We start from the raw sequence: 26,176 nt of genomic DNA on the forward strand, positions 1-26,176 counted from the left end.
TTTTTTCTATTATAGCTTAATTTTGCTGTCTTGACAAAAGCACAGGACGTACTTGTGATATGAAATAGAGCGACCCCGTGATAAGGTAAAAATCATCTTTACTGTCACTATCGATGTGCTTAACCCAGTCCTTCCAATCTGGAACTTTATGATACTGTTCTGGGTAATTTTCCAAAGCAAGCGAATTGTGATACTCAAACGTCGTTACATCAACTTCCGCTAGTTGACTAAGCAATGCTAACATCGAGTCAATCGGCTTTGTATCAATAGCTGCAAATAAAATGTGCAAATTTTTATCCTTGTACGCCTGCATGACATTAACGAGAGCTTGAACGCTTTCATTATTGTGTGCGCCGTCAATCATCACATTTGGAAACATAAGCTCTGTTCGCCCAACCCAATGTGTCTGTGCCAAGCCAGATTTGATAATTTCTTTGGTGACTTTTGGATACGTTTTACTTAATAGCAACGCAGCCGTAATAGCAAGGCTAGCATTGCTAATCTGATGTTTACCTGGCATTGCTAAACGAATATCCTCGATATTTTCTTGCCCTTGATAATCAAAGCCATTTTCAGTTTCATTAACCGAAAAATCCTTTTTAAATTCATACGTTTGGCTGCCGCAAGCTTGCGCTTTTTTGAGAAAAACACGATGAACATCATCACGTTCAGTGGCAAAAATGAATGGAACATGTTCTTTCAGGACACCTGCTTTTTGCTCAGCAATTTCTGCATAAGTCTGCCCTAAAACATTCTGGTGGTCTAAACCGATTGAAGGACAAATAACCGCTAAAGCTTTAAAAACATTTGTCGAATCATAAAGACCACCCATACCTGCCTCGATAAAAGCAATATCAACAGGGTGCATATGCCCAAAATATTCAAACATCAAGACCGTGATAACTTCAAATTCTGTCGCAGGTTCTAAAGTCGTTTCAAGCGGCAAACGTTCCACTACTGGACGAACACGCTCAACCAAGTCAAGAAAATCAGTCTCTGAAATCATTTGATCGTTTAAACTAATACGTTCACGAAAGTTAACAATGTAAGGAGATGTAAATGTCCCGACCTCATAACCAGCTAGTGAAAAAATATGCTGTAAATAGCTAGTCACTGACCCCTTACCATTCGTTCCGACAATATGGACAGCTGATAGCTTCTCCTGAGGATTCCCAAGTTCTTCCAATATCCAAGCCATCCGTTCCAAACCAGGCTTAATTCCAAATTTTAACTTGCTATGAATCCAATCTAAAGCTTCTTGATAATTCATTAGTGAATTTCCCAATACGACCAAAAATACTCATAAAATAAAGAAAAGTAAAACCGTCATTTCCGAACAAAATCTTTTCACAATGAGTTTTTGGTCTATGTTTTACCCTTTCTGTCTTGACTTTACAATAATACTTCTATTATAGCACAAGAAATCACTAAAAAACTTGATAATCAGACTTTCTTTAAATAAAGTTTCATACTGAAGACAAAGCCCCTTCCCCTTGGAAACAACAGTTTCTAAGGGCTTTTTGTATGGAGCAGTACAACAGAGATAATAACAAGCTAGAAGTGAGGATATGTTCCATAACGAAAATCCAGACTATAATCGAGATGACTTGGTACCAGAAGATCATTTGTTACGCTAGAGAGGATATTTTATCCAGCTTTATTTAACAATATATAATGATTTTGACTTCAATAACTTGAAAAAATAGAATGAGGTTATATAATATCTATCTTATTAAAGCCCACGAACGCTATTACACACAGAAAAATATGGTTAGCATTCTCCAAATCTGTCTTTGCTAAATAGCGTGCAGTTACTTCTCCTTGTTGAATAAAATACTTCCTATGCATACCATCTAATATTCCAACTTCAACTATCAGAGTATAATAAGTCCCATTGATTTCTAAAATAATATTCCCTATTGAAGTTTCTTGCGGATAGCCATCACTAGAAATGAAAACTTGTTCCTTATCAGAATTAGGAATATGAGGGCGATAACTTATTTTAAAATAGGTAAGGGGGAATCACACACTTCTTCTCTTTGAACCAATTTAGCCTGTAAAAACGTTGAGGGCAAATCTAGTGTCTTAAGCAATTCTGAAATTTTATCTAAAAATTCTGTTTCAGAAAAAGGCCATCCAAAAAATCGAGCCGAACTTTTTTAAACGCTCTGTATGCTCTTTAAGGAAAATTACCTTTTTTGTGTCATCTTAGCAGCTGTTAAAATATCGAATGTGGGCTGTGATTTATACAAAAAAGCAGTGTTTCTCTGTACTCACTTTCCCATTCACTATTCCAAGTAATCCCCCCACCAACACCGTATATTGCTTGATCATCCTTCACCTGAATTGTTCTAATAGCAACGTTAAAAATTGCTCTGTCATCGTGAGGCAAACACATTCCAATAAAATCACCCTAAAATACGTCCCGTATCATTTCTTAGAAGATTGACAATCATCATATTTTCAGAGCGATTCTTACTATCATTAGCTAACCAATGTTTATTTCTAAAATCTTGCGCGTCATTAATCCCACGAGCAATGGTAGCTTTCATTGGACGTATTGTCAATTTTGAACCATTTTTTCAAAAAATAATTCTGGACTCATTGATAAGATGGCAAAATCATCATGTTCAATATACTAATTATATTTGGCACCTTGTTCAATCACTATCCGATTGTAAAGCTCAAAAAGATTCGAATTAATTCTATTATGAAGTTGTACAGTATAATTAACTTGATAAATATTTCCCTGACGAATTTGTTGTCTAATTTCTGAGATAGCTTTCTCATATTCATCTTTATCCGTCTTAGATTCCCAAACTTGTGGCATTGTGATATTCATCTCGTCATCAAGAGGAAAAGTCTTTACAGAAAAATTGTTTTCAAATACTTTTCCTGCCTCATAACTGACATAACCAACAACACAATATCCTTGTGAACTACCTTCTTAAGAATAGCCTCTACATCACCAATTAACTTTGTTGCTAATATTCTTACTGGATTTTCAAAAATTAATTGGTGTCCCAACTCTTTGAAACCAACCACAGTCTTTTTTATGCATCCAAACTCCTTGTTTTTACCTGCTTTTCTTCCGCAACGACATCAGCTGTCCTAAGATAAAAATAGCAATCGCTATCCAGATGAAAATAAAGCCACTAACTTCTCCATTGCCTACCTTTTCGTGAAAAACAAACACGGCTATTGCCAGTTGAATTGTGGGATTGATGTATTGGATAAACCCAATGATATTCAACGGCGCACGTTTTACCGCTTCTGCAAACAGCAACAAAGGAATCGCCGTCACAATGCCAGATGCTAAAAGTAACACGTTTTCTAGCAAGCTATAATCTAATAAACTTTCTTTTGAAAAGAATAGCAAATAGATAAGCACAAAAGGGGCGACAACACTACTTTCTACCAACATAGCAACATCACTGGATAACTTGACATTTTTCTTAACCAGTCCATACAAAGCAAAGGTAACTGCTAACAGTATCGAAACAAGAGGCGGTTGCCCTATATTAATTGCTAAAATTCCCACACCAATGCCTGCAATGATAATCGCAGCAGTCATCCATGGACTCAATCGTTCATGTAGGAAAACTAATGCTAATAATATTGACACAAGGAGCATAATATAATAGCCAAAACTAGCTTGTGTTGCCTGCTGGTGACTAACTGCAAAGATATAAGTTAACCAATTCAATGCAATCAAAAAACTTGCCAAAACAGCCATAGCAAGTTCTTGCTTATGACTGATAAGTTGGCGAATTTCACCACGGTATCGCTCCTTATTTTTGGATAAAACCATGTAAACCAACATTGTTAAAACAGTAAAAATAATGCGATAAGAAAAGGTGTTATATGAATTAACACCTGAAAGTAATTTCCAATAAAGGGATAAAAAGCCCCACAAAATATAGGTTATTAAGCCAAACAAAATCCCCAAATTAGTCTTTTTCAACAAAAACTCCTTTAGTATCAACGTGAAGTGCGACAACTTCACCATCCAAAGCAAGCGCTGCAAGACGCTCAACAAGCTCTGCTTCTTTTGCTTTTGGAGCCAAGACCATAATCGTTGGACCTGCACCAGATAAGTAAGTTGCGTAGGCACCAACCTCGTGAACTACTTCTTTAATCGGTGCAAATTCTTTAACTAATTTTTGGCGGAAACGTTCATGGAAAAGGTCAGCTTCAATCGCTTTTCCAGCTTTTTCCAAATCACCTGTTAGAAGCGCTGCAATAGCTACATTGGCAATTGATGAGGCAGCAACGGCTTCCTTATAAGAAAACTCATTTGGCAATACATTGCGGCTATCGCTAGTCTTTAATTCATAATTAGGAATGAACGCCACAAAAGAGGCTTCAGGAAAGGCAACAACGGCACTATTGACCTTTTCATTAACATAAGATGAAATAACAAGATTACCAAAAATAGCTGGCGCAACATTGTCTGGATGCCCTTCAATTTTTGTCGCAATCACCAATTTTTCATCAGCTGAAAGCTGTAAATGAGCCAGCTGATTAGCTAACTCAATTCCAGCTACAATAACTGATGAAGACGACCCTAATCCTCGTGCCAATGGGATATCTGAAACCATTTTAATACGATGTGGTTGTAGGTCAGCTTTCACTTGTAAAGCTGTCGTAATCAAAAGATTCGTTTCGTCACTAGGAACATCCCCCAAATCATGTAAAACCTCCCATCTTTCAGAAAGCTCTAAAATCTCAATCGTTAAGTACTTAGAAACCGCTACGCCGACCGAATCAAAGCCTGGTCCAACATTAGCAGAGGTTGCTGGTACTGTAATTTTCATATCATTATCATACTCAAAAGTAGTCTTGAGCTTTTCCTTTCACTTAATCAGTTATTATTATTCGCCTAATACTTTAAGTGTATTAACCACTTGGAAATCTTCTACTGCTTCCAATTTAGCTGTTACATCAGCCAACTGTGTTTTACTCATTGAGTGTGTGATGATAACCACACGCGCACGTGTACCATTGGCTTTTTGTTGAAGCACTTGTTCAAATGAAATATCTTCAGAATTGAAAATTTCAGCTAAACGAAGCAATTGACCTTTTTTATCGGGGGTATTAATCGCAAAGTAATAGTGACTCTTCACATCAGCGGGATTTGCCAATTTTGTTTCACGAACAAATTCATTAAATGGTTTCCCAACATTACCGTCTTTAATACGACGACAAATACGGATAATATCAGCAGTTACAGACGTTGCTGTTGGTTTTTGACCAGCACCAGGTCCATAATACATTGATTCCCCGATACCGATTGACTCCACAAAAACAGCATTCATAACATCGTTGACACTAGCAAGTGGATGTGCTTTTGGCAAAAAAGTCGGTGAAACTTCTGCTGAAATACCTGATTCAACTTCACGTACATCTCCGACCAATTTGATGACATAGCCAAGTTCTTGAGCGACAGCAACATCATCTGGTGTGATTGTTGTGATTCCCTTATGTGCAACATCATCAAAATCAATCGTCATTCCAAAACCAAATTGGCTTAAAATAACAGCTTTATAGGCTGCATCGATACCTTCGACGTCATTTGTTGGGTCACTTTCAGCATAACCAAGATCTTGAGCTGTTTTAAGCGCATCTTCGTAAGTCCAACCTTCGTCAACCATTTTAGTCATCATAAAGTTAGATGTACCATTAAGAACACCCAAAATACGTGTAACTTTATCAGAAGTAAGCGAATTAGCAAGTGTACGAAGAATTGGGATACCACCAGCGACAGCTGCTTCATAATAGAAAGCAACACCCTTGTCTTTAGCAAGTTCAATTAATTCTTTACCATGAGTGGCAATCAAGTCTTTATTGGCAGAAACAGCATTCTTTCCTGCTTCAAGTGCTTTTGTAATAAATATACGAGCAGGCTCAATACGTCCCATTAATTCAATAACAATATCAATGCTATCATCACTCAAAATGTCATCAATATTTGTAACGAAATTATAATCATTTCCAGCAGCTAATAAACGATTTCTTTCGTCATCATCTTTGACAAGAACCTTAGTGATTTCAATCGTGTCATGGGCTGCTTCAGTAATTTTTGATGGATTTTCTTTCAAAAGGAAGGGAACACCACTGGCAACAGTACCAAAACCGAGTAAAGCAATTTTTATCGACATCTTTTTCTCCTTAATAAGCAAATTTCGAACAGAAATTGAACTAAAGTACCCAATTTCATTTGTTTATGTTTGTTATCATTAATAAGACGCAGTGGTTGAGTGGGTTCTAATTCGCTGATCAATCAGCTTTTACAACCCTACTCAAACTGTGCGGAAGTGGGAATAAAACAGTTCAGTGAACTGTTTTAGGCAACAATAAGAAATTAAAACTTATTGAAAAATCAAGTTTCAAAGAAACTACTGATCTCTGTCCCACTCTCAAATAAAAACATTTCCTACATTATACCATAAAATTATTCAGAATTTACAGAAAAATAACGTCCTTTGAAAATCTTTCCATAATTTACAGTAAACAGTTCCCTTTGTCTTAAAAAAATAGTACAATAGGAGTAGACTTTTGCGAGGAGATCGTTAAATATTATGGAAAAACGTCGTCAACATCAAAAACATAGCAACAAGCCATTAGCTATTATAAATATTATTCTATTAATAGCCTGTATTGTCGCAAGTGTTTTTCTTTTTATAGCTTTAAAGGAGAACAACTTCATTTTTTCAACAACTAAAACCGAACGAGTGTCATCATCAAGTGCTAGCCATACAAATACTACCACGACTTCTTCTGCATCAACGGTGACAAGCGACAGCTCTTCTGCTAATACCAATGAAAACGAGGTTAACTGGGTAAAAAAGGATTCAAATGTCTCTGTTCCCATTCTTATGTATCACGCTATCCACGTTATGGCTGCGGAAGAAGCTTCAAATGCTAATCTCATCGTCGATCCGACAACATTTGAAAGCCATATTCAACGTCTTTCTGAAGAAGGTTACTACTTTTTAACACCTGAAGAAGCCTACAAAGTTTTAACAGAAAATGTGCTTCCAAACGACAATAGTAAAATTGTTTGGTTAACGTTTGATGATAGTCTTTGGGATTTTTATGACAATGCTTACCCTATCTTGCAAAAATACGGTGCAAAAGCAACAAACAATGTCATTACAAGCACTGTTGGAAATAGCGGAAATTTATCACTTGATGAAATGTTAGAAATGAAAGCAAACGGCATGTCTTTCCAAGACCACACCGTGACACATCCCGACTTATCAGCTAGTGATAACGCAACTCAGACTTCTGAAATGGAGGATTCTAAAAACTATCTCGATACCAATCTTAATCAAGATACTATCGCTATCGCCTATCCAGCTGGGCGTTATTCTGACACAACACTTCAAATTGCAGCAAACCTTAATTATAAACTCGGCGTAACGACCAACGAAGGTATTGCCAGTGCTAGCGACGGCTTATTATCATTAGACCGTATCCGTATCTTGCCGACAACAACTGCTGATAGCCTTATCGCAAGTATTAGCTAACATATCATAAAAGCCCCCTTTCAAAAAAAGAGGGCTTTCTTGCTATAATCGCATTGGTATCAGCTTATTGCTATTTATTTTTCTTATGATTTTTAACGAAACTATATATTAAGAAAGCTAAATTTCCTAAAAAAAGCGCCGACCATAAATACACAAATACCATATTTAAATGGGCAATATTGTAAATAATTGCCACAAAGAAAATAATCAAATAGATGACTGACATGTAATAAAAAGAATTATTTTGCATACGTCACAGCTCCTTCAACCTGTCATATCTCATCATAATTTTAGAAAGACTGTCTATTATTGGGCAGGGATCTAAAATTTTTCGCATTACAGAAGAAACTTACCAAAACTAGATAAAACGAAGCTTAATTGGATTAGAATTTTATACTTATCTTATCATTTTGTAAAAACATTTTTATGTGGGCATTATTTTATCTATACTTTAGATTAGAGTGATAGAATGAGATTAATATATAGCTATAAAAACAAGAAAATGAAAGCTATGAGGACATCAAAATTAAGGATATTCTTGATTTGTCAGGTATTTCAAGACGAATATTTTACCGATATTTTGTTAATAAAAATGAATTGCTAAATCACTATTTTGAACAAATTATCAATCGTTACCTTACTGAAAGAAAGTATTTTACCGAAACGGATAATTTTCAGGATATGTTGGCTAAATCAATGAACTTTTAGCATCAAGAACGTGAAATATTGCATATCTTGATAAAACACCAACACTACATTTTTTCTTTCACCAATTCAACGAGCATGCTAAGGAAGTTTATATGAGCATCACACTTCCATGGTTCGCTTATAGCGGAGAAATCGATAAAAAGAACTATACAAAATCTAGTTTGCTATAGAGTCTGTTTTTTTATTCTAAACAATTTGATCCTTTTTGAACACAAAAAAATCGCTACTCCTAGGAATAGCGATTTAATAAGGTTCATTAGCCTACTTGAGTAGTCACCCTATTATTTAAGAGTAATTGAAGCTCCAGCTTCTTCAAGTTTAGCTTTGATTTCTTCAGCTTCCGCAGTTGCAACGCCTTCTTTAACGTTAGCAGGTGCACCATCAACAAGAGCTTTAGCTTCTTTAAGACCAAGACCTGTAACTTCACGTACAGCTTTGATAACAGCAACTTTTTTGTCACCAGCTGAAGTCAATTCAACGTCAAATGAGTCTTTAGCAGCACCAGCGTCAGCAGCACCACCAGCAGCTACAGCAACAGGAGCAGCTGCAGTTACACCAAATTCTTCTTCGATAGCTTTTACAAGGTCGTTCAATTCAAGGATTGAAGCTTCTTTAATTTCAGCAATAATGTTTTCAATGTTCAATGCCATTATAGATTCCTCCAAAATATTAATTGTTTTAATTAGATAATTGTTTGTAGCGTTAAGCTACCATACGCATTAAGCCGCGTCGTCTTCTTTGTTGTCTGCAACTGCTTTGACAGCAAGTGCAACATTGCGAACTGGTGCTTGAAGTACAGAAAGGAGCATAGAAAGAAGTCCTTCGCGGTTTGGCAATGTAGCAAGGGCAAGGATTTCTTCTTTTGAAGAAACAGAACCTTCGATTGCACCACCTTTGATTTCAAGTGCTTCAGCATCTTTCGCAAAATCATTGATAATTTTAGCAGGAGCAACAACATCCTCGTTAGAGAAGGCTACTGCTGATGGTCCAACGAAAAGATCTTTCATATCGCCAAGACCAGCTTTTTCAGCTGCACGAGTCAAAATTGAGTTCTTGATGACTTTGAACTCAACGCCGCTTTCGCGAAGATTACGACGAAGAACTGTATCTTGCTCAACTGTAAGACCACGTGAATCTACAACAACGATAGATGCAGCAGCTTTCATTTTTTCAGCAACAGCTTCAACTTGCTCAGCTTTTTTAGCAATAATTGCTTCACTCATTAGTTTTACCTCCGTAATTATTTTTGGGCTAGGTACAAAAAAATTCGCACCTAAACCTAGACACGAAAGTACAAATACGTTATTTCATCATTACGTTTTGTGCCTCGGCAGGAATATTATGAGCACGGCTCCCCTGCTGTCTTAGGTCAGTTTCATTACAAAACCTTAATTATTATATCCAATATTTCTCCTTGTGTCAACACTTTTTATGAAATATTTTATTCTTTTCATGTTTTTAAATATCGGAAAGTTCTAAAATGAAGTTAGCCACCTAAGGGTATCAAAAAACATCTCAGAGAGATATAATTGTAATCACCACAACAACAATTAGAAAGACTCTGAGATGCAAAACTATTATACACCAAAAAGTAAACATTTAACACTAACTGAACGTAGAATGATTGAACGTTGGCTTCAAGAAGGGCTCTCAAACCGTGAAATCGCTAGGAGATTAGCTAAAGCTCCTCAAACCATTCACAACGAAGTCAAACGTGGTCAGGTTAGACAACAAGTGCGTAAAGGAAAATTTGAAGTGATCTACTCAGCTGATTTTGCTCAAAAAGCCTATCAAAACAATCGCAAACGTTCTGTTAAACAAGTCTCCCTAACCAAGGGACTCAAAGAAAAGATAACTCACTACATCGAACAGAAATACTCTCCCGAGATGATGATAAAGTCAAAAGGGATACCTGTTCCCATCTCTACCATTTACTACTGGATTCATCATGGACACTTAGGATTGACCAAGGCTGATATGCTTTATCCTCGACAAGAGAAAGCTAAGAAAAAGCATGCTAGTCCCAATTTTAAGCCAGCTGGAAAGTCTATTGAGGAACGACCAGAAAGCATTAATAAGCGTGAGAATATCGGTGATTTTGAAATTGATACAGTTATTCAAACACGGGCAAAAAACGAGTGTCTGTTGACTCTAACCGATAGAAAGAGTCGTTATCAAATCATTCGACTCATTCCCGATAAGTCCGCGTTTTCAGTCAATCAAGCTCTGAAAGCAATCCTCAAGGATTATCAAATGAACTCTATCACAGCTGATAACGGGGCTGAGTTCAGTCGTTTAGCAGAAGTTTTTGACCCTACTCATATCTACTATGCCCACCCGTATTCTTCTTGGGAGCGTGGTACTAATGAGAATCATAATAGACTCATCCGGCGTTGGTTGCCTAAGGGAAGCAAAAATGCGACTCAACAACAAGTCGCATTTATTGAAAACTGGATTAACAACTATCCAAAGAAACTATTCAATTATAAATCTCCTAAAGAGTTTTTACAGACTGGCTAATTTGAACTTGAAATTTGGCGTTTTTAAATATCCTTTAAAGATGGGGAAATTCAAAAACAGATTATAGTATCGGTTTAGCTTCGTATAAAACGCTTCCTTTTAAAAAAATCATATTTTTTGCATATAAATATTTGACTTTTTCTGACCAATAGTATATTATAGTATCAGAAGGTGATTGATAGGAACAATTAAGAAATCTCTTTAAGTGCGACCTCTCTACTACGATTTGTAAAGACTAAAGAGATTTAACCTTCCAGATACTAAATCGTACAATAGTATCACTTTAGAAAATATGATTGAAAAGAGGTAATATTTATGGCAAATAATAATTTTTACGGAAGAAATCCTTTTGGAAATATGGATGATATTTTTAACGAACTTATGAGTAACATGGGCGGGTACAATTCAGAAAACAGACGCTATTTGATTAATGGGCGCGAAGTTACTCCTGAAGAATTTGCACAATATCGCCAAACAGGTAACCTCCCTGGAAACGCGGAATACCAAGAAGGGGCGCCTAGTTCTGCTCCTAAAGAAGATGGTATCTTGGCAAAATTAGGAACAAACTTGACCGAACGCGCACGCGCTAACGAACTCGACCCTGTTATTGGACGTAACAAAGAAATCCAAGAAACTGCTGAAATCTTGTCACGTCGTACTAAAAACAATCCTGTCCTTGTTGGGGATGCAGGTGTTGGTAAAACAGCCGTTGTCGAAGGCTTAGCGCAAGCTATTGTCAATGGTGATGTGCCAGCAGCTATCAAAAATAAAGAAATTATTTCTATTGATATTTCTGGTCTTGAAGCTGGCACACAATATCGTGGTGCTTTTGAAGAAAATATCCAAAACCTTGTCAAAGAAGTTAAAGACGCTGGTAATATCATTCTCTTCTTTGATGAAATCCACCAAATTTTAGGCGCAGGGTCAACTGGTGGCGACTCTGGTTCGAAAGGCTTAGCTGACATTCTCAAACCTGCACTTTCTCGTGGTGAATTGACCGTTATCGGTGCAACAACTCAAGACGAGTATCGTAATACTATTTTGAAAAATGCTGCGCTCGCTCGCCGTTTCAACGAAGTTAAAGTAAATGCTCCTTCTGCTCAAGATAGCTTTAACATTTTAATGGGAATTCGTGATTTATATGAAAAACACCACAACGTTATTCTCCCCGATAATGTGTTAAAAGCCGCTGTTGATTTTTCAATTCAATATATCCCACAACGTAGTTTACCAGATAAAGCTATTGACTTGATTGATATGACTGCTGCTCATTTGGCTGCTCAACACCCTGCAACTGATGTCAAATCTCTTGAAAAGGAAATTGCAGACCAAAAAGAAAAACAAGAAAATGCTGTGGCTAAAGAAGATTATGAAGCAGCTCTCAATGCCAAGGTTCGTATCGAAGAATTGCAAAAACAAATTGACAACCATACGGAAGGGCAAAAAGTTACAGCTACCGTTAATGATGTGGCAGAATCTGTCGAACGATTAACTGGTGTTCCCGTGTCAAATATGGGAGCAAGTGATATTGAACGCTTGAAAGAATTAGCTAGCCGTTTGAAAGGTAAAGTCATAGGACAAGATGAGGCTGTTGAAGCCGTCTCACGTGCCATTCGTCGTAACCGTGCTGGCTTTGACGAAGGTAATCGACCAATTGGTAGTTTCCTCTTTGTCGGTCCTACTGGCGTTGGTAAGACAGAGCTTGCTAAACAATTAGCCCTTGATATGTTTGGCTCAAAAGATGCTATTATCCGCCTTGATATGTCTGAATACTCTGATCGCACAGCCGTTTCTAAATTAATCGGTACAACTGCTGGCTATGTTGGCTACGACGACAATAGCAACACGCTTACTGAACGTGTTCGTCGTAACCCATACTCAATTATTCTTCTTGATGAAATTGAAAAAGCTGACCCTCAAGTCATCACACTTCTTCTCCAAGTTTTGGATGATGGTCGTTTGACAGACGGTCAAGGTAATACGATTAACTTTAAAAATACCGTCATCATTGCTACCTCTAATGCCGGATTTGGCAATGAAGCTTTGACTGGTCAAGATGATAAAGACAAGAAAATTATGGATCGTATCGCCCCATACTTCCGCCCTGAATTTCTTAACCGTTTCAACGGCATTATTGAATTCTCTCACTTGACTAAAGAAGATTTGAACGACATTGTTGACTTAATGCTTGACGAAGTTAGCAAGACTATTGCCAAGAAAGGCATTGATTTGGTGGTTAGTGATGCTGCTAAACAACACCTTATCGAAGAAGGTTATGATGAAGCCATGGGTGTTCGACCACTCCGCCGTGTCATTGAACAAGAAATCCGCGATAAAATCACTGATTTCTATCTCGATCACACAGAGGTTAGACACCTTAAAGCTGACATGGTTGACGGAGAACTAGTCATCAGCGAAAAATAATCCGTATTTTAAACACTCCTATTAAGCTCAACTCACAGAAGTTGGGCTTTTTCTATGGTATTTTGATAAAATAGAATAACTAAAAAGTTTACAAAGGATAATGATATGCAACTCACACTTTATAATCTTTATCAAAAAATGCTAACACATATGGGAGCAACGAATTGGTGGCCTGCTGATTCCAAGCAACAAATCATCATTGAGGCTATTCTCATTCAAAATACGACTGAATTAAACGCTACTAGGGCTTCACAACTTATCAGAGCAGCTAGCAACTACGATTTGCAAGTGCTGGTGAATATACCTAAAGAAAACTTAGAAGAACTTGTCCGCCCTGCTGGTTTTATGAAAAATAAAAGCAAGGCTATTCAAGAAGTAGCTAGTTGGTATTTGGCGCATGAGGAAAATCCCGCAAAGATTGTTCAACAATATGGTAGCTCACTGCGAAAAGTCTTATTGTCTTTGCACGGTGTTGGACCAGAAACTGCTGATGTTCTCATGGCTTATATCTTTGACCAGCCGCAATTTATCGCTGATAAATACGCTCGTACATTATTTACACAATTAGGAATTAATGATTTAACTGACTATAAAAGCTTAGCAATATTGCTTGCAGAACTTCCGCAACCATTTACCTTTGCGGATGCACAAGAATTCCACGGATTAATTGATGAGTTTGGCAAACAATATTTTCATCCTGTCGAGGACTTTCAGAAAAGTTTTCTGGCAGGCGACCAGTTGATTTTGAAATAAGTGTCATTTTTTCTGAAAATGAGCTAGTTAGCTGTTTGAGAAAGTGCTACAATAAAAGTATTGAGCTTATTGTAGAAAGAAGGAAATGATGTGAATGAATTAGAATATATGCCTCAAAACAGTCGCTTTGAGGCCATTTTACTTGGCTTTTTGGGAGGCGCTTTAGATGTCTATTGTCAAATACAATTCGACACCTTGGTCGCAACTCAGACTGGTAATATTCTTTTTCTAATCGCCGATATTAGTCATAGTCCATTGCAGCAAACGCTGATTCGCTTGTTTTCTGTTCTTTTCTTCTCGATTGGTTTCATGTTTGGTTTGCATGTGCGTGCCAATGCCAAAACAGCATTTTGGAGAGTTTATGCTCTGCTACCGTTGTTGATTGTCACAATGATTTTGCCACTATTGCCAGATATTCGTTTACTTTGGGTTGTCTTGCTGGCACTAGCAACTGGGCTATTAACCTTGACATTTTCAGGTAGTCAGATTGAATCACACGCTTATTCTATTCTGATGACGTCTGGGAATTACCGTAAAATGATAACAGCTTGGCATCAGTATTTTAATGCCGATGAAAAAACGTGTGCTATGAAGCGCCAAGCTATCAATTACTCCCTTGTTGTTATTAGTTTTGTCATCGGCGCTATCACGACAGCTATTTTATATCATTTTACACATGAAAAAACTATCTGGATAGTAACGCTAAATCTCGCTTGCATTATCTACCATTATTCAAGTGTCGTTGTCCGCTATCGTTTGCAAGCTTGTAATATTTGATATTAAAAAACACCCCTAAATTAGTACCAATACTAGTCTAGGGGTATTTTAGGTAAATGATGCTAAAGTAGCATCCAGTCATTATTCAATAGGATAGCACAAAATGGTTTTGAGCTTATCTTTGCTAACACGATTTTCATTATTCAAGTAAATTTCTCTATGATAATTTTTTGAACGCTTTACATTAGTTTCTTTAGCAAATAAATCCATTTTTTGAAAAGAGATAGGTTCATCATCATAAGCACCTATGTGAAGAATTTCTACACAATTTTCAGCAGGGATTGTCTCAAAATAAATTTGCTCATAAAGTGCATTAGGCTTTTTACGGCTAGTATGTTCCAATGCTGTCAAAAACATATTTTCTGTGATAAAATTCGGCTGACGTATCATAGCGATATATTCAAGGTGATTTTTATCTAAAATTTTATTGTCATCTACCGTTTTCCAAACTGCTTCTAATGGGTACACTGTGTAATCATTTATGTCTTCCAAGGTAGGAGCTTTTTTATACCTCATTTTTATGGCATATGCCAACGAAAATAAAGCGGACACTTTATCTGAAAACTCTTTTTGGTTTGGGTCACCTTTACCATTAATCATAATAAACTGTTGTTTAGGAAGGTTTACAAGGCGTGGTGACTGTTTTGCTCCATATAACTCTTTTTCATGTTTTCGCCATTCATGTTTCATAATTTGTTCTCCTTTTCTCTTTGAGAACATTATATAAAACTTAACATGACAACAGTTGTCATGTTTTATATTTTTCTTGAATTTTCTTAATTTGACGCTGTACGCTTTCCCTCATTTCTCGTGGCTCTAAAACTTCCACGTATTCGCCAAAAGAAAAAAGATAGGAATAAAACACATCGTTATTTGGAAACAGTGTCTTTACAACTAAAAAATCATTTTCTTCTGTAATGCAATCTCGTGAAAATTCATCATACACACGAAACGCTACTTGGTTATCAAATTTTAGAGTTACGGTAATCAGATTTTCCTGCTTTATGAACGTATCAACCTTGGGAATGACTTCAGGTGGTGTAAACTGCTCCTCTGTAATTTTAAGCTGTTCGATTCTAGTTAGTTTAAAAAGCCGATAGTCATTTCTAAGCATACAAAAACCATACACATACCATGCTTTACTTTTAAAAACAAGTTTTAGGGGTTGGATATAGCGAAACACATACTCTTTTTGGTTGTTAAAATAGTTAAAAGATATCATGTGTTTATCTAAAATAGCGGATTTAATGTCATTAAAAATATTCTGCTCTGGCTGCCCTTGCCGCCAATCTGAAAAATCCACCTCAATCCAATTCGTTGTTTGTATCTGAAAAAGTGCACTTATTTTTGTCAATAATTCATTGGTAGCCTTGTCATGGGTAGCCTGTAAACCTTGCAAAGCTGTTAGAATTTGTTCTTTTTCCTTTGATGATAATACTAATCTATCTAAGGTAAATTCCTCATCAATTACAATGCCACCTTTTTTTCCTTGCATAGCATAAATCGGAATGCCTGAAGCGCTAATAGCGTCAATGTCTCTGTAAATTGTTCTGACTGATACTTCGAATTTTTTGGCTAATTCTGGAGCTGTAGCTTTTCCCTTTTTGAGTAAGTAATAAACAATCCTAAACAATCGACTTTCCTGCATAAAAGTTTCTACTCCTTATATCTTAACTCACCATAATCTGCCTACTTTAGTTATTCTCGAAAGGCTTGGGCTAGGCATGCGATATCTTCTGGGCTTGTGCGACAGCTACCGCCGACTATTTTTGCGCCTAATTGGTTCCAAGCTCTGCTATTTTTAAGAAGAGTGTGTGAATTATCTGGTATGGATTTCCAAGTTTGTGTTGCACCGTCGTAAATCTCGCCAGAATTTGGATAGGTCTCCAAAGGCTTGGGCGAAACCGTTCGAATCCGTTTTAGCAAGCCAGAAATAACGGCAGGGCTACTGCAATTAATGCCAAGGCAAGATAAACCGTATCTGCCGCATAAATACTTGAAAATAGTGACAAGACCACACCTGCCATTGACAAAAGAAGGGACGCATTGGGACACCGTGTTCATTGATTTTGACGACCTTTTTGACAACATTCCTTCGTTTGCCAAAGACCAAAGCATACGGCTAGAAGCATAAAGTCCTGAATTTCCTGCCGATAAAATCGCTGTTAGAATGACAAAATTCATAATATCTGCAGCAAAAGGAATTCCAATTTTATCGAATACATCAATAAATGGCGCTATCGAACTCCCAACTTCCTTCATTGGTAATAGCGAAGCGAGAACCACGATTGTCAAAACAAAGAAAATCACTAGACGACCAATCATTGGTTTGATTGCCTTAAGCACAGCTTCTTTAGGATTGTCCATTTCACCAGCTACAATTCCCTTCGGAAAAGCACCTGCTGTTAGATTCGTGAAAAGAATTGCTTTGTGTTTGCCGTCAAATGAGACTAAACCAAACATCGCTCCCAATCCCAAAATAATAATAGCAATCACCTTGATTGAGACAAAGAAAGATTCTGCTTCACCAAAACTGCGCACGCTTAGAGCGTTAACCGAAAAAATAATCAGCGCAAAAAAAGTCGCAAAAAGCCACGCTGGAACATTGGGAAAACCACACCCCATTAGTATAGTCGCCCAAGGAACTCTATCCCTAGTGCAACCGTCCAATGAATCCAGTATAGCCAAACAACCATTTTTTTATAATCTCTATGTCATAACGTTCAATTAAGCGGAACATATTAAGTTATTAGTCTTCACACCGAACTGGTCATGAATGTATGACCAAGTAACGCCTGATTTTATCATCTCATATATTTTTACTTTATCTTCATAACTTAATTTCATATAAAAACACTTCAAAAGTTAGATTTTTTCTGTCTAACTTTTGAGGTGCAGTTCAAAACCCAGCCTCTTATCATAATTCATCTAAAATACTATCCCAAGATTCATCTAAACCTGTGCGGTCAACGGATGAAAAGATAATAAATTTATCTGATTTATTAAAGTTTAATTTCTTTTTGATTGCTGATTCGTGCTTGTTCCATTTGCCACGTGGAATCTTGTCAGCTTTTGTGGCAACGACAATAACGGGAATCTCATAATATTTTAGGAAGTCGTACATTTGAACGTCATCAGCGCTTGGTTCATGACGCAAATCAACCAAGCTGACAACGGCACGCAAATTATCACGACTTACCAAATATTCTTCAATCATCTTGCACCATTTGGCGCGTTCTGATTTAGAAACTTTGGCATAGCCGTAACCAGGCACATCGACAAAACGCAATTTATCATCAATATTATAGAAGTTAAGCAATTGGGTTTTTCCTGGCTTACTAGATGTACGAGCTAGGTTCTTACGCCCTAAAAGGGTATTAATAAAGCTCGACTTTCCAACGTTTGAACGCCCAGCAAGCGCAATTTCTGGTAAATCATCTTGCGGATAATGGGATTTATTGGCTGCGCTCAACAGAAGCGAAGCGTTGTGGGTATTTAAATACTCAGTCATCGTCAGCTCCTTACGCAATTTCCAAAATTGGTTTATCTTTGCCTTCAACAGCCGCTTTAGTGACACGAACCTTGGTCACTTCTTCTTGGCTAGGAATTTCAAACATGATATCCATCATAGTTTCCTCAATAATTGAGCGTAAACCACGAGCTCCTGTCTTACGTTCAATGGCTTTGTTAGCAATAGCTTGCAAAGCATCTTTATCAAATTCTAGTTCAACACCATCATATGATAATAGTGTTTGATATTGTTTAACCAAGGCATTACGTGGTTCTGTCAAGATACGAACCAAATCATCAGCCGTCAACTGTTCAAGTGCCGCTACAACTGGCAAACGTCCGATAAACTCTGGAATCAAGCCAAATTTTTGAATATCTTCTGAAATGATTTCTTGCATATAAGAAGCATTTTCATCAATTTTACGGTTATTTTGGCCAAAACCGATAACCTTTTCACCTAAACGTTGTTTGACAATATCCTCGATACCATCAAAAGCACCGCCGACAATGAATAGGATATTTTTAGTATCAATTTGAATCATTTCTTGGTTAGGGTGCTTACGTCCACCTTGAGGTGGTACGCTAGCAACTGTTCCTTCAATGATTTTAAGAAGTGCTTGTTGAACACCTTCACCTGAAACATCACGTGTAATTGAGACATTTTCGCCTTTTTTAGCGATTTTATCAATTTCGTCCACGTAAATGATACCGCGTTCTGCGCGTTCGATATTAAAATCAGCTGCTTGAATTAATTTCAAAAGGATATTTTCAACATCTTCACCAACGTATCCTGCTTCTGTCAATGATGTCGCATCAGCAATCGCAAACGGTACATTCAATGTTTTAGCCAAAGTTTGAGCTAGGAATGTTTTTCCTGAACCTGTGGGACCAATCATCAAAATGTTTGATTTTTGCAAATCAACATCTTCTTCGTTGCGACTTTCCGCAAAAGAAACACGTTTGTAATGGTTATAAACAGCTACGGCAAGCGCGCGTTTGGCACGGTCTTGACCAACGACATATTCGTCAAGAGTTGCTAACAACTCTTTAGGTTTTGGAACTTCCGCTAAATCTGCAAGAACTTCTTCAGCAAGTTCTTCTTTGATAATTTCTTGTGACAAAGCCACGCACTCATTACAGATAAAAACATTGTTTCCTGCAATGATTTTTTTTACTTCATCTTGGCTTTTTCCACAGAATGAGCAATAAACTTTTACATCATTTGTTCGATTTCCAACCATCTTTTATTCTCTCTAATTCTATTCTCTCTAAATTAAAATAAGGTAGCATACACGGCATGAATGGTATTGACTATATTTGTAAAGGCATTTAAAAACAAAAGAACTGCCAATCCATATCGTTTTTTTCTAAGTGCTGGGAGGGCACATAAAATACAAATAACCGCTAAGAAAGCCGTGAATACACCAAAAATACTTCTTTGCATTCCTATCTCCCTATTTTATTTTTCTAAGACTGTAATGGTAAAGTCGTAGGCATTTTTATCATCTTTTTCGTTGAAGGTTTCAGAGACTTTTCTAAAGCTTGTCAAATCAACGTCTGGGAAATACGTATCACCTTCAAAAACACCATGAACCGTTGTTTTAATAATAGCATCACAATGCGGTAGAAAAGCTTTATAGATACTAGCCCCACCAACGATATAAAGGGTCTTATCCTGCTTTTCAAACCAATCAAAAACCTCGTCCATGTCATGAACGATTGTTACACCATCTGCCTCAAAGGACTTGTCTCTTGTTAAAATCAATGTTTCGCGTCCTGGAAGAATACGGCGATTCATTCCGTCAAAGGTTACACGCCCCATTAAAAGGGCTTGTCCCATGGTTGTTTCTTTAAAGTGTTTTAATTCTTTTGGTAAACGCCATGGCAAGCCATCATTTACTCCGATTAAACGATTTTCATCTTCTGCCCAAATGGCAACGATTTTCTTTGTCATACAGTCCTCTCATTTCGTCTATTTCATTTTATCAGATTTCCCTAAAAAATACAGAAATGTGATACGGAAACGACCACAAAAGAGGGATTAAATAGCCAAATCAAATTTTATTTGTGGTTTAACTGGCTCATAATCAACTAATTCAAAATCTTCTGGTTTAATATCAAAGAAATCTGTTCCGTCTGGCACGTTGAGTACCAAACGTGGTTTACAATCCGTAGATTCGCGAGAAATCAATTCTCGAGCTTGCTCGAATTGATTATCGTAGATATGCAAGTTATTGACAAAGTAGAAGAATTTTCCCACTTTCCAACCAAAATGCTTAGCAATCATCATTTGAAGGGCAACATATTGCATAGCATTGATGTGGTGTGAAACAAGCATATCATTTGAACGTTGAGTCAAAGTTGCATCAAGGTAAATCTCACCGTCAACACGACGCACATCATACATTGTTTGAAAAGCACATGGCAAAAGTCCGTCTGTATTTTCAAAAGCTTCGTAATCCCAAAGTGAGATGACATTACGACGATTCCATGGATTTTCCTCTAATTGTTTCAATATTTTACGGATAATGTCGTGTTTTTTGACAACAGCACCATAACGTTCGCCAATCGTTCCAGAGTTGTCAACTTCCCAGTCATTCCAATATTTGACATTGTATTTATCATTTAAAACTGATAAATCATTCGTTTGGTCTTGATAAATCCAAAAGATTTCGCGAATAGCACTTTTAATCGGAATAGGGCGGAGGGTTGTAATCGGAAATTCCCCCTTACTCAAATCATATTCAGCAAACGCTCCCGTAACGTATTTTGAATTAGCTTGTCCACCGTTTTGGTAAACAGGGCGAGCATTTTCTGAAAAGACACCTTCTTCCATAATTTTTTTGATATTTTCTTTAAAAATCACATCAGCTTTTGTCATGCCATTCACTCCTTTGGATTTTTTGATTTTGTAAAAAAAATCATTCTTTCCTATTTTATCTGAAATAAACAAAAAAAGCTAGTATTTTTCTTGTATTCAAGATATTTTGCCATTACTTTGACGAATGAAATAAATAATTTTTTTGTAGAGCATTTTCACAACTTTATGGTAGAATTATCTTTGGACATTTAGTCACTCAATTAATAATAATCACGAACTCAATATGCCATAAGACATTTGAGCTCATTATGAGTTAGCTAGGCAGGTACTCGTAAACATTGTAGTATCAGGTGAGTTCAATCATTCAGAAAGGTTTATTCATGAAAATCGGTATTGATAAAATCGGGTTTGCGACATCACAATATATGCTAAACATGGATGATTTAGCTGAAAGTCGTCAAGTTGACCCTGAAAAGTACAGCAAAGGTTTGCTGTTAAGAACGCTTAGTATTGCACCTGTCAATGATGACATTGTAACTCTTGGTGCTTCTGCTGCTGACAGCATTCTTACTAATGATGACAAAGAAGCCATTGATATGGTTATCGTTGCGACAGAATCATCTGTTGACCAAAGTAAAGCGGCAGCAACTTGTATTCACAACCTTTTGGGAATTCAACCTTTTGCACGTAGTATCGAGATGAAAGAAGCTTGTTACAGTGCGACAGCAGCGCTTGATTACGCTCGCTTACACGTTGAAAAACACCCAGAATCAAAAGTCCTCGTTATTGCTTCTGACATTGCTCGTTACGGAGCCCACACTTCAGGGGAACCAACGCAAGGTGCTGGTAGCATTGCCATGCTTATCTCACAAGACCCACAAATTTTACTCTTAAATGATAATTTCGTTGCTCAAACACGCGACATTATGGACTTCTGGCGTCCTAATTATTCAACAACGCCTTACGTCAATGGTATTTATTCAACCAAACAATACCTTGATATGTTGAAAACGACATGGGCAGAATTTCAAAAACGCTTTAATACATCACTTTCTGATTTTTCAGCTTTCTGTTTCCACTTACCATTTCCAAAATTAGCCCTTAAAGGCTTTAATAAAATTATGGATAAAACATTGCCAGCTGATTTGCAAGGAAAACTTAAAGCTAACTTTGAAAGTTCTATCCTTTATAGTAAACAAGTCGGAAATATATACACTGGTTCACTCTTCCTTGGACTCCTTTCACTTCTTGAAAATAGTGAAAACTTGGTAGGCGGTGACAATATCGCTTTCTTCAGCTATGGAAGTGGCGCAGTTGCTGAAATTTTCACTGGAACATTGGTTGAAGGTTTCAAAGACAAACTTAAAAATAGCCGACTTCAAGAACTCAAACAACGTATTGCTCTTTCTGTTGAAGATTACGAAAGAATCTTCTTTGAAGAACCTGTTTTAGATGCTGACGGTAATGCTTCTTTTGCAAATTACAAAACTGGAACATTTGCCCTCAAAGAAATTCGTGGACACGAAAGAATTTATGGAAAAACAAACGAAATCGACTAAAGTTAACTGGAGTGGATTCTCCAAAAAAGCAATAACTGAACGTCTTGAACATTTGGAAAATAATCGTCTTTTAAGCACTGAAACGCTTAATGACTTAAAAGAAAATACCTTGCTATCGCTTGAAACAGCCAATCAGCTAACAGAGAATGTTTTGGGAACTTTCTCTTTGCCGTTTTCAGTTGCTCCTGATTTTCAGGTTGATGGTGCTACTTTCAACGTTCCAATGGTAACTGAAGAACCTTCAGTGGTGGCGGCGGCTAGTTTTGCAGCTAAAATCATCAAACGTTCAGGTGGTTTTAAGACCAAAGTTCATTCTCGAAAAATGATTGGTCAAGTTGCCCTTTATGATGTGGTAGACAAAGCTATCGCAAAAGAAACTATCTTGAATCATTCTGCGCAGCTATTGACCTTAGCCAATGAAGCTCACCCTTCTATCGTAAAACGTGGTGGCGGCGCTAGAGAATTGACTGTGGAAGAAAAAGATGAGTTTCTGATTGTTTACTTGACGGTTGATACACAAGAAGCTATGGGAGCCAATATGGTCAACACCATGATGGAGGCTTTAGTGCCTAGTTTGGAAGAACTTTCTGGCGGAAAAAGTCTAATGGCAATTCTTTCAAACTATGCAACGCAGGCGCTGGTTACCACCGAATGTCAAGTTGACCTTCGCTACCTCAGCCGCAACAAAACAGAAGCCCAAGCATTAGCAAGTAAATTCCAACTGGCAAGCAAACTTGCTCAAGTTGATGTTTATCGTGCTACCACACATAATAAAGGGATTTTTAATGGTATAGATGCCGTTGTCTTGGCAACTGGAAATGACTGGCGAGCTATCGAAGCAGGCGCTAACGCCTATGCTTGCAAAGACGGACAATACCGTGGTTTAGCAACTTGGTCATTTGATAAAGAGCAACAAGTACTTCGCGGTCAATTAACGCTCCCAATGCCAATCGCAACACGCGGTGGTTCTATCGGACTTAACCCAACCGTTAAAATCGTTCACGAACTATTAGGGCATCCAGATGCACAAACACTTGCAAAAATCATTGTTTCTGTTGGGCTAGCACAAAATTTCGCTGCCGTGAAAGCCTTGACTTCTACTGGTATTCAGGCAGGACACATGAAATTGCAAGCCAAATCATTAGCACTTCTTGCTGGTGCCACTGAAAACGAAGTTGGCAAAGTGGTTCAACAACTCTTGCAAGCACCACATATGAATTTAGAAACTGCCAAAACAATTCTAAAAAATCTGAAATAGACAAAGCGTCTGGAACCTCCCGGACGCTTTTTTATAACTGTAAATGAACGAAAAAGATTAAGTTTTCTGATTTTTTTGACATTATTTCTCCAAAATGAAGTTTTTTTCTTGACAATATTTTTTAGAGATTATATAATCTAGTTATCGATACTAGATAAAGAGGTAAATAAAACTTTATGACAATATCTTATCCAAAATGGTCTGAATTACCAGATATAGATTTATATTTAGATCAGGTACTGCTGTATGTCAACCAAATCGGCGAAGCCAATCATCAAAACGAAAAAGGATTAACGGCTTCTATGATTAACAATTATGTTAAACATGGGCATCTCGAAAAGCCGATTAAGAAAAAATACAGTCGTAAGCAGGTGGCACGATTAATTGTCATTACAAGTTTAAAAAACGTCTTTTCCATTCAAGAAATTAGCCAAACATTGGCGATTTTAACAGCGGACAACCAATCACAAAAACGTTATGATGATTTTGTTGCTTGCATGAATGGTGAAAAGATAGACGACTTACCTCCTGTTGTCGTTTCAGCTTGTCAAACATTGCAGCTGTATTACCAAACTCACCAATTAGTTCAAGAATTAGAAGGAGAAAAAGATGAATGCTAGCATGACTATGAAATTAAGTAAACGTCTTTCATTCGGCGAAGAAGTCGCAAATAGTGTCACTCACGCTGTTGGAGCTGTGGCAATGCTTGTCCTGCTTCCTATCACTGCCATTTATAGTTATCAACATTATGGTATAGAAGCAGCTGTCGGCATGTCTATCTTTGATATTAGCCTTTTCTTGATGTTTCTATCATCGACAATTTATCATTCTATGCAATATGATTCACCACAGAAATTCATTTTGCGGATTATCGACCACAGTATGATTTACATTGCTATTGCAGGTTCTTACACTCCTGTCGCTCTCTCTTTAGTAGGTGGCTGGCTCGGATATGTTATTATTATCTTGCAATGGGGCGCAACTATTTTTGGTATTTTATATAAAATTTTTGCCAAGAAGATTAATGAAAGATTCTCACTCTTTCTCTACTTGCTTATGGGCTGGCTAGTGATTTTCATTATTCCAAGCATTGTTAGCAAAACTGGTGTTGCTTTCTGGCTACTAATGCTTGCTGGTGGTCTTTCATATACTATCGGAGCAATCTTCTACGCTAGAAAACGTCCTTACGACCACATGATTTGGCATCTCTTCATTTTACTAGCTTCAGTGCTACATTACATTGCCATTGTTTATTACATGTTGTGATAAATTTAGTAATATATAAAAAACGTTGATTCAAAAGAATCAGCGTTTTTGGTTTGCTTCGTTTAATTTTCCGTATAGGAGATAATCTACCTGTCTAAGTTCGGCAATTGTTTTGCAATTCAGAGCACACATGATGAGGCGCAAGTCGTCTTTCCAGCCATTAATGATTGTGATGACTTCTTCAACAGAATATTTTTCGACAAGTTCTAGGATTGCTCGCGATAATCCTACCGCTTTTGCTCCTAAAACCAAGCATTTTACAATATCCAAAGGATGACGAACGCCGCCAGATGCCAAGATTTCAATCTTATCAATCATCGGCTGAGCATTCAACAGCGTTTGAACCGTGCTTTGTCCCCACTCATCGAGATAAGAACGATTATGCCCTCGTTGATTTTCAATATAGGCAAAACTTGTGCCACCACGTCCTGAAATATCAACAGTTTTAATACCTAACTTGTGAGCCATTTCAATTGTTTTTAAATCCATGCCAAAGCCGACTTCTTTAAGAATGACAGGAGCTGGCATTTTTGTGGCATAATCGGCGAGATTTTCTTTCCATTGGCGAAACTCACGTTCACCTTCTGGCATTAAAAGCTCCTGCATCAGATTGACATGAATTTGGAGAAAAATGGGCTGCATTTCGTGAATGGTTTGTAACCCTAATTCATAAGGTTTGTCAATTCCGATATTAGTCGCTAGCAGCAACTCTGGAAATTCTTCTTTGCTAGGATAAGAATCATCATGAGGATTTTTCAGCGCAGCACTGTAGGAGCCTGTAACCATAACAAGCCCTGTTGATTGTGCAATTTGAGCCAATTTTTGATTAACAGCTCTGCCTTTTTCTGAACCGCCCGTCATGGCATTGATATAAAAAGGAAACTCAAAATCACGCTCCGCAAAATGGGTGTGCAAATCAATCTCACTTAAATCATAATCAGGAAGAGAATGATGAATCAACTCCATATCGTCAAAAGAATTATAAGGAGATTGATATTTTAAAGCGTACTTAATGTGTTCATCTTTGCGATTAATCATTCTTGGTTAC

Annotated in this window: 29 protein-coding genes, 1 pseudogene and 1 other annotated feature; of the genes and pseudogenes, 10 read left to right on the plus strand and 20 right to left on the minus strand. The window is 37.2% G+C overall.

Annotated elements, in window-relative coordinates:
- Positions 1–16: 16 nt before the first annotated feature.
- From E8M05_RS06365 to E8M05_RS06385, 8 genes are all read right to left on the minus strand, one after another.
- Positions 17–1,270 (minus strand): bifunctional folylpolyglutamate synthase/dihydrofolate synthase, encoded by a 1,254-nt coding sequence (locus tag E8M05_RS06365; RefSeq protein ID WP_048791459.1) that lies wholly within the window; start codon positions 1,268–1,270, stop codon positions 17–19.
- Between the two features lie 443 nt (positions 1,271–1,713).
- A complete protein-coding gene (locus tag E8M05_RS11515) occupies positions 1,714–2,001 on the minus strand; it encodes an aminotransferase class IV (protein ID WP_317581073.1) in 288 nt (95 codons plus the stop codon).
- 217 nt (positions 2,002–2,218) lie between these two features.
- Positions 2,219–2,398: a chorismate-binding protein gene (locus tag E8M05_RS11520; protein WP_233437502.1), complete on the minus strand. Its 180-nt coding sequence runs from the start codon at positions 2,396–2,398 to the stop codon at positions 2,219–2,221.
- A gap of 10 nt (positions 2,399–2,408) precedes the next feature.
- Entirely contained in the window at positions 2,409–2,567 is a 159-nt protein-coding gene (locus tag E8M05_RS11720) for a chorismate-binding protein (RefSeq protein WP_253066431.1), read from the minus strand.
- Positions 2,568–2,638: 71 nt separating this feature from the next.
- Positions 2,639–2,842 (minus strand): chorismate-binding protein, encoded by a 204-nt coding sequence (locus E8M05_RS11725; protein ID WP_003065073.1) that lies wholly within the window; start codon positions 2,840–2,842, stop codon positions 2,639–2,641.
- A gap of 234 nt (positions 2,843–3,076) precedes the next feature.
- Positions 3,077–3,964: an EamA family transporter RarD gene (rarD, locus tag E8M05_RS06375; protein ID WP_136596438.1), complete on the minus strand. Its 888-nt coding sequence runs from the start codon at positions 3,962–3,964 to the stop codon at positions 3,077–3,079.
- Positions 3,951–4,817: a homoserine kinase gene (gene thrB, locus E8M05_RS06380; protein WP_117508655.1), complete on the minus strand. Its 867-nt coding sequence runs from the start codon at positions 4,815–4,817 to the stop codon at positions 3,951–3,953. The genes rarD and thrB overlap by 14 nt, the downstream gene beginning before the upstream one ends.
- A gap of 57 nt (positions 4,818–4,874) precedes the next feature.
- Entirely contained in the window at positions 4,875–6,161 is a 1,287-nt protein-coding gene (locus tag E8M05_RS06385) for a homoserine dehydrogenase (protein WP_136596439.1), read from the minus strand.
- A gap of 420 nt (positions 6,162–6,581) precedes the next feature.
- Here E8M05_RS06385 and E8M05_RS06390 point away from each other — a divergent pair, with 420 nt between their 5' ends.
- Entirely contained in the window at positions 6,582–7,532 is a 951-nt protein-coding gene (locus E8M05_RS06390; protein WP_058692265.1) for a polysaccharide deacetylase family protein, read from the plus strand.
- Between the two features lie 543 nt (positions 7,533–8,075).
- Positions 8,076–8,240 (plus strand): hypothetical protein, encoded by a 165-nt coding sequence (locus E8M05_RS11530; protein ID WP_233437503.1) that lies wholly within the window; start codon positions 8,076–8,078, stop codon positions 8,238–8,240.
- A 281-nt stretch (positions 8,241–8,521) separates the two neighbouring features.
- Here E8M05_RS11530 and rplL read toward each other — a convergent pair whose 3' ends face one another.
- Positions 8,522–8,890, minus strand: a complete 369-nt coding sequence (rplL, locus tag E8M05_RS06405) for a 50S ribosomal protein L7/L12 (protein WP_003065188.1) — start codon at positions 8,888–8,890, stop codon at positions 8,522–8,524.
- Between the two features lie 69 nt (positions 8,891–8,959).
- Positions 8,960–9,463 (minus strand): 50S ribosomal protein L10, encoded by a 504-nt coding sequence (gene rplJ / locus E8M05_RS06410; RefSeq protein WP_003065189.1) that lies wholly within the window; start codon positions 9,461–9,463, stop codon positions 8,960–8,962.
- 28 nt (positions 9,464–9,491) lie between these two features.
- Positions 9,492–9,627, minus strand: a sequence feature (ribosomal protein L10 leader region).
- Positions 9,628–9,806: 179 nt separating this feature from the next.
- Here rplJ and E8M05_RS06415 point away from each other — a divergent pair.
- The 4 genes from E8M05_RS06415 to E8M05_RS06430 all read left to right on the plus strand — a co-directional run bounded on the left by E8M05_RS06415 (position 9,807) and on the right by E8M05_RS06430 (position 14,714).
- Positions 9,807–10,760 carry an IS30 family transposase gene (locus E8M05_RS06415; protein ID WP_003067143.1) on the plus strand — a complete coding sequence of 318 codons (954 nt, stop codon included), beginning with the start codon at positions 9,807–9,809 and terminating at the stop codon, positions 10,758–10,760.
- Between the two features lie 315 nt (positions 10,761–11,075).
- Positions 11,076–13,184 carry an AAA family ATPase gene (locus tag E8M05_RS06420; RefSeq protein ID WP_136596440.1) on the plus strand — a complete coding sequence of 703 codons (2,109 nt, stop codon included), beginning with the start codon at positions 11,076–11,078 and terminating at the stop codon, positions 13,182–13,184.
- A 105-nt stretch (positions 13,185–13,289) separates the two neighbouring features.
- A complete protein-coding gene (locus E8M05_RS06425) occupies positions 13,290–13,937 on the plus strand; it encodes an endonuclease III domain-containing protein (protein ID WP_048791465.1) in 648 nt (215 codons plus the stop codon).
- Between the two features lie 108 nt (positions 13,938–14,045).
- Complete coding sequence (locus tag E8M05_RS06430; protein WP_039694591.1) at positions 14,046–14,714, plus strand: YoaK family protein; 669 nt, start codon at positions 14,046–14,048, stop codon at positions 14,712–14,714.
- A gap of 81 nt (positions 14,715–14,795) precedes the next feature.
- Here E8M05_RS06430 and E8M05_RS06435 read toward each other — a convergent pair whose 3' ends face one another.
- The 9 genes and pseudogenes from E8M05_RS06435 to E8M05_RS06470 all read right to left on the minus strand — a co-directional run bounded on the left by E8M05_RS06435 (position 14,796) and on the right by E8M05_RS06470 (position 21,105).
- Complete coding sequence (locus E8M05_RS06435) at positions 14,796–15,404, minus strand: GyrI-like domain-containing protein (RefSeq protein WP_058692219.1); 609 nt, start codon at positions 15,402–15,404, stop codon at positions 14,796–14,798.
- A gap of 58 nt (positions 15,405–15,462) precedes the next feature.
- Positions 15,463–16,362 (minus strand): helix-turn-helix transcriptional regulator, encoded by a 900-nt coding sequence (locus tag E8M05_RS06440; RefSeq protein WP_117508652.1) that lies wholly within the window; start codon positions 16,360–16,362, stop codon positions 15,463–15,465.
- Positions 16,363–16,412: 50 nt separating this feature from the next.
- Positions 16,413–16,640 (minus strand): homocysteine S-methyltransferase family protein, encoded by a 228-nt coding sequence (locus E8M05_RS11215; RefSeq protein ID WP_325052498.1) that lies wholly within the window; start codon positions 16,638–16,640, stop codon positions 16,413–16,415.
- A gap of 23 nt (positions 16,641–16,663) precedes the next feature.
- Positions 16,664–17,407: pseudogene (locus tag E8M05_RS06445) on the minus strand (amino acid permease); the annotation flags it as partial.
- Positions 17,408–17,631: 224 nt separating this feature from the next.
- On the minus strand, positions 17,632–18,225 hold the full coding sequence (gene yihA, locus E8M05_RS06450; RefSeq protein WP_136596442.1) for a ribosome biogenesis GTP-binding protein YihA/YsxC: 594 nt from the start codon (positions 18,223–18,225) through the stop codon (positions 17,632–17,634).
- A gap of 10 nt (positions 18,226–18,235) precedes the next feature.
- The gene (gene clpX, locus E8M05_RS06455) at positions 18,236–19,465 is read right to left on the minus strand and encodes an ATP-dependent Clp protease ATP-binding subunit ClpX (protein ID WP_003065195.1); all 1,230 of its coding nucleotides are present in this window, start codon (positions 19,463–19,465) and stop codon (positions 18,236–18,238) included.
- Between the two features lie 32 nt (positions 19,466–19,497).
- Positions 19,498–19,668, minus strand: coding sequence for a hypothetical protein (locus tag E8M05_RS06460; RefSeq protein WP_136596443.1), 171 nt, complete (start codon positions 19,666–19,668; stop codon positions 19,498–19,500).
- Between the two features lie 15 nt (positions 19,669–19,683).
- Positions 19,684–20,178: a dihydrofolate reductase gene (locus E8M05_RS06465; RefSeq protein ID WP_009854361.1), complete on the minus strand. Its 495-nt coding sequence runs from the start codon at positions 20,176–20,178 to the stop codon at positions 19,684–19,686.
- An 87-nt stretch (positions 20,179–20,265) separates the two neighbouring features.
- The gene (locus tag E8M05_RS06470) at positions 20,266–21,105 is read right to left on the minus strand and encodes a thymidylate synthase (RefSeq protein ID WP_069788935.1); all 840 of its coding nucleotides are present in this window, start codon (positions 21,103–21,105) and stop codon (positions 20,266–20,268) included.
- Between the two features lie 320 nt (positions 21,106–21,425).
- Here E8M05_RS06470 and E8M05_RS06475 point away from each other — a divergent pair, with 320 nt between their 5' ends.
- The 4 genes from E8M05_RS06475 to trhA all read left to right on the plus strand — a co-directional run bounded on the left by E8M05_RS06475 (position 21,426) and on the right by trhA (position 25,128).
- The gene (locus tag E8M05_RS06475; protein ID WP_069788934.1) at positions 21,426–22,604 is read left to right on the plus strand and encodes a hydroxymethylglutaryl-CoA synthase; all 1,179 of its coding nucleotides are present in this window, start codon (positions 21,426–21,428) and stop codon (positions 22,602–22,604) included.
- Positions 22,579–23,862 (plus strand): hydroxymethylglutaryl-CoA reductase, degradative, encoded by a 1,284-nt coding sequence (locus tag E8M05_RS06480; RefSeq protein WP_136596444.1) that lies wholly within the window; start codon positions 22,579–22,581, stop codon positions 23,860–23,862. Before E8M05_RS06475 ends, E8M05_RS06480 begins: the two co-directional genes overlap by 26 nt.
- 176 nt (positions 23,863–24,038) lie before the next feature.
- Positions 24,039–24,482: a DUF1836 domain-containing protein gene (locus E8M05_RS06485; RefSeq protein ID WP_058692214.1), complete on the plus strand. Its 444-nt coding sequence runs from the start codon at positions 24,039–24,041 to the stop codon at positions 24,480–24,482.
- On the plus strand, positions 24,472–25,128 hold the full coding sequence (gene trhA, locus E8M05_RS06490; protein ID WP_003065204.1) for a PAQR family membrane homeostasis protein TrhA: 657 nt from the start codon (positions 24,472–24,474) through the stop codon (positions 25,126–25,128). Before E8M05_RS06485 ends, trhA begins: the two co-directional genes overlap by 11 nt.
- Before the next feature lie 39 nt (positions 25,129–25,167).
- Here the strand turns inward: trhA and fni are convergent, their stop codons facing one another.
- The gene (gene fni / locus E8M05_RS06495; protein ID WP_136596445.1) at positions 25,168–26,166 is read right to left on the minus strand and encodes a type 2 isopentenyl-diphosphate Delta-isomerase; all 999 of its coding nucleotides are present in this window, start codon (positions 26,164–26,166) and stop codon (positions 25,168–25,170) included.
- Positions 26,167–26,176 lie beyond the last annotated feature (10 nt).

Origin of the sequence: Streptococcus pasteurianus, from assembly GCF_004843545.1 — a bacterium.
Classification (GTDB): Bacteria; Bacillota; Bacilli; order Lactobacillales; family Streptococcaceae; genus Streptococcus; species Streptococcus pasteurianus.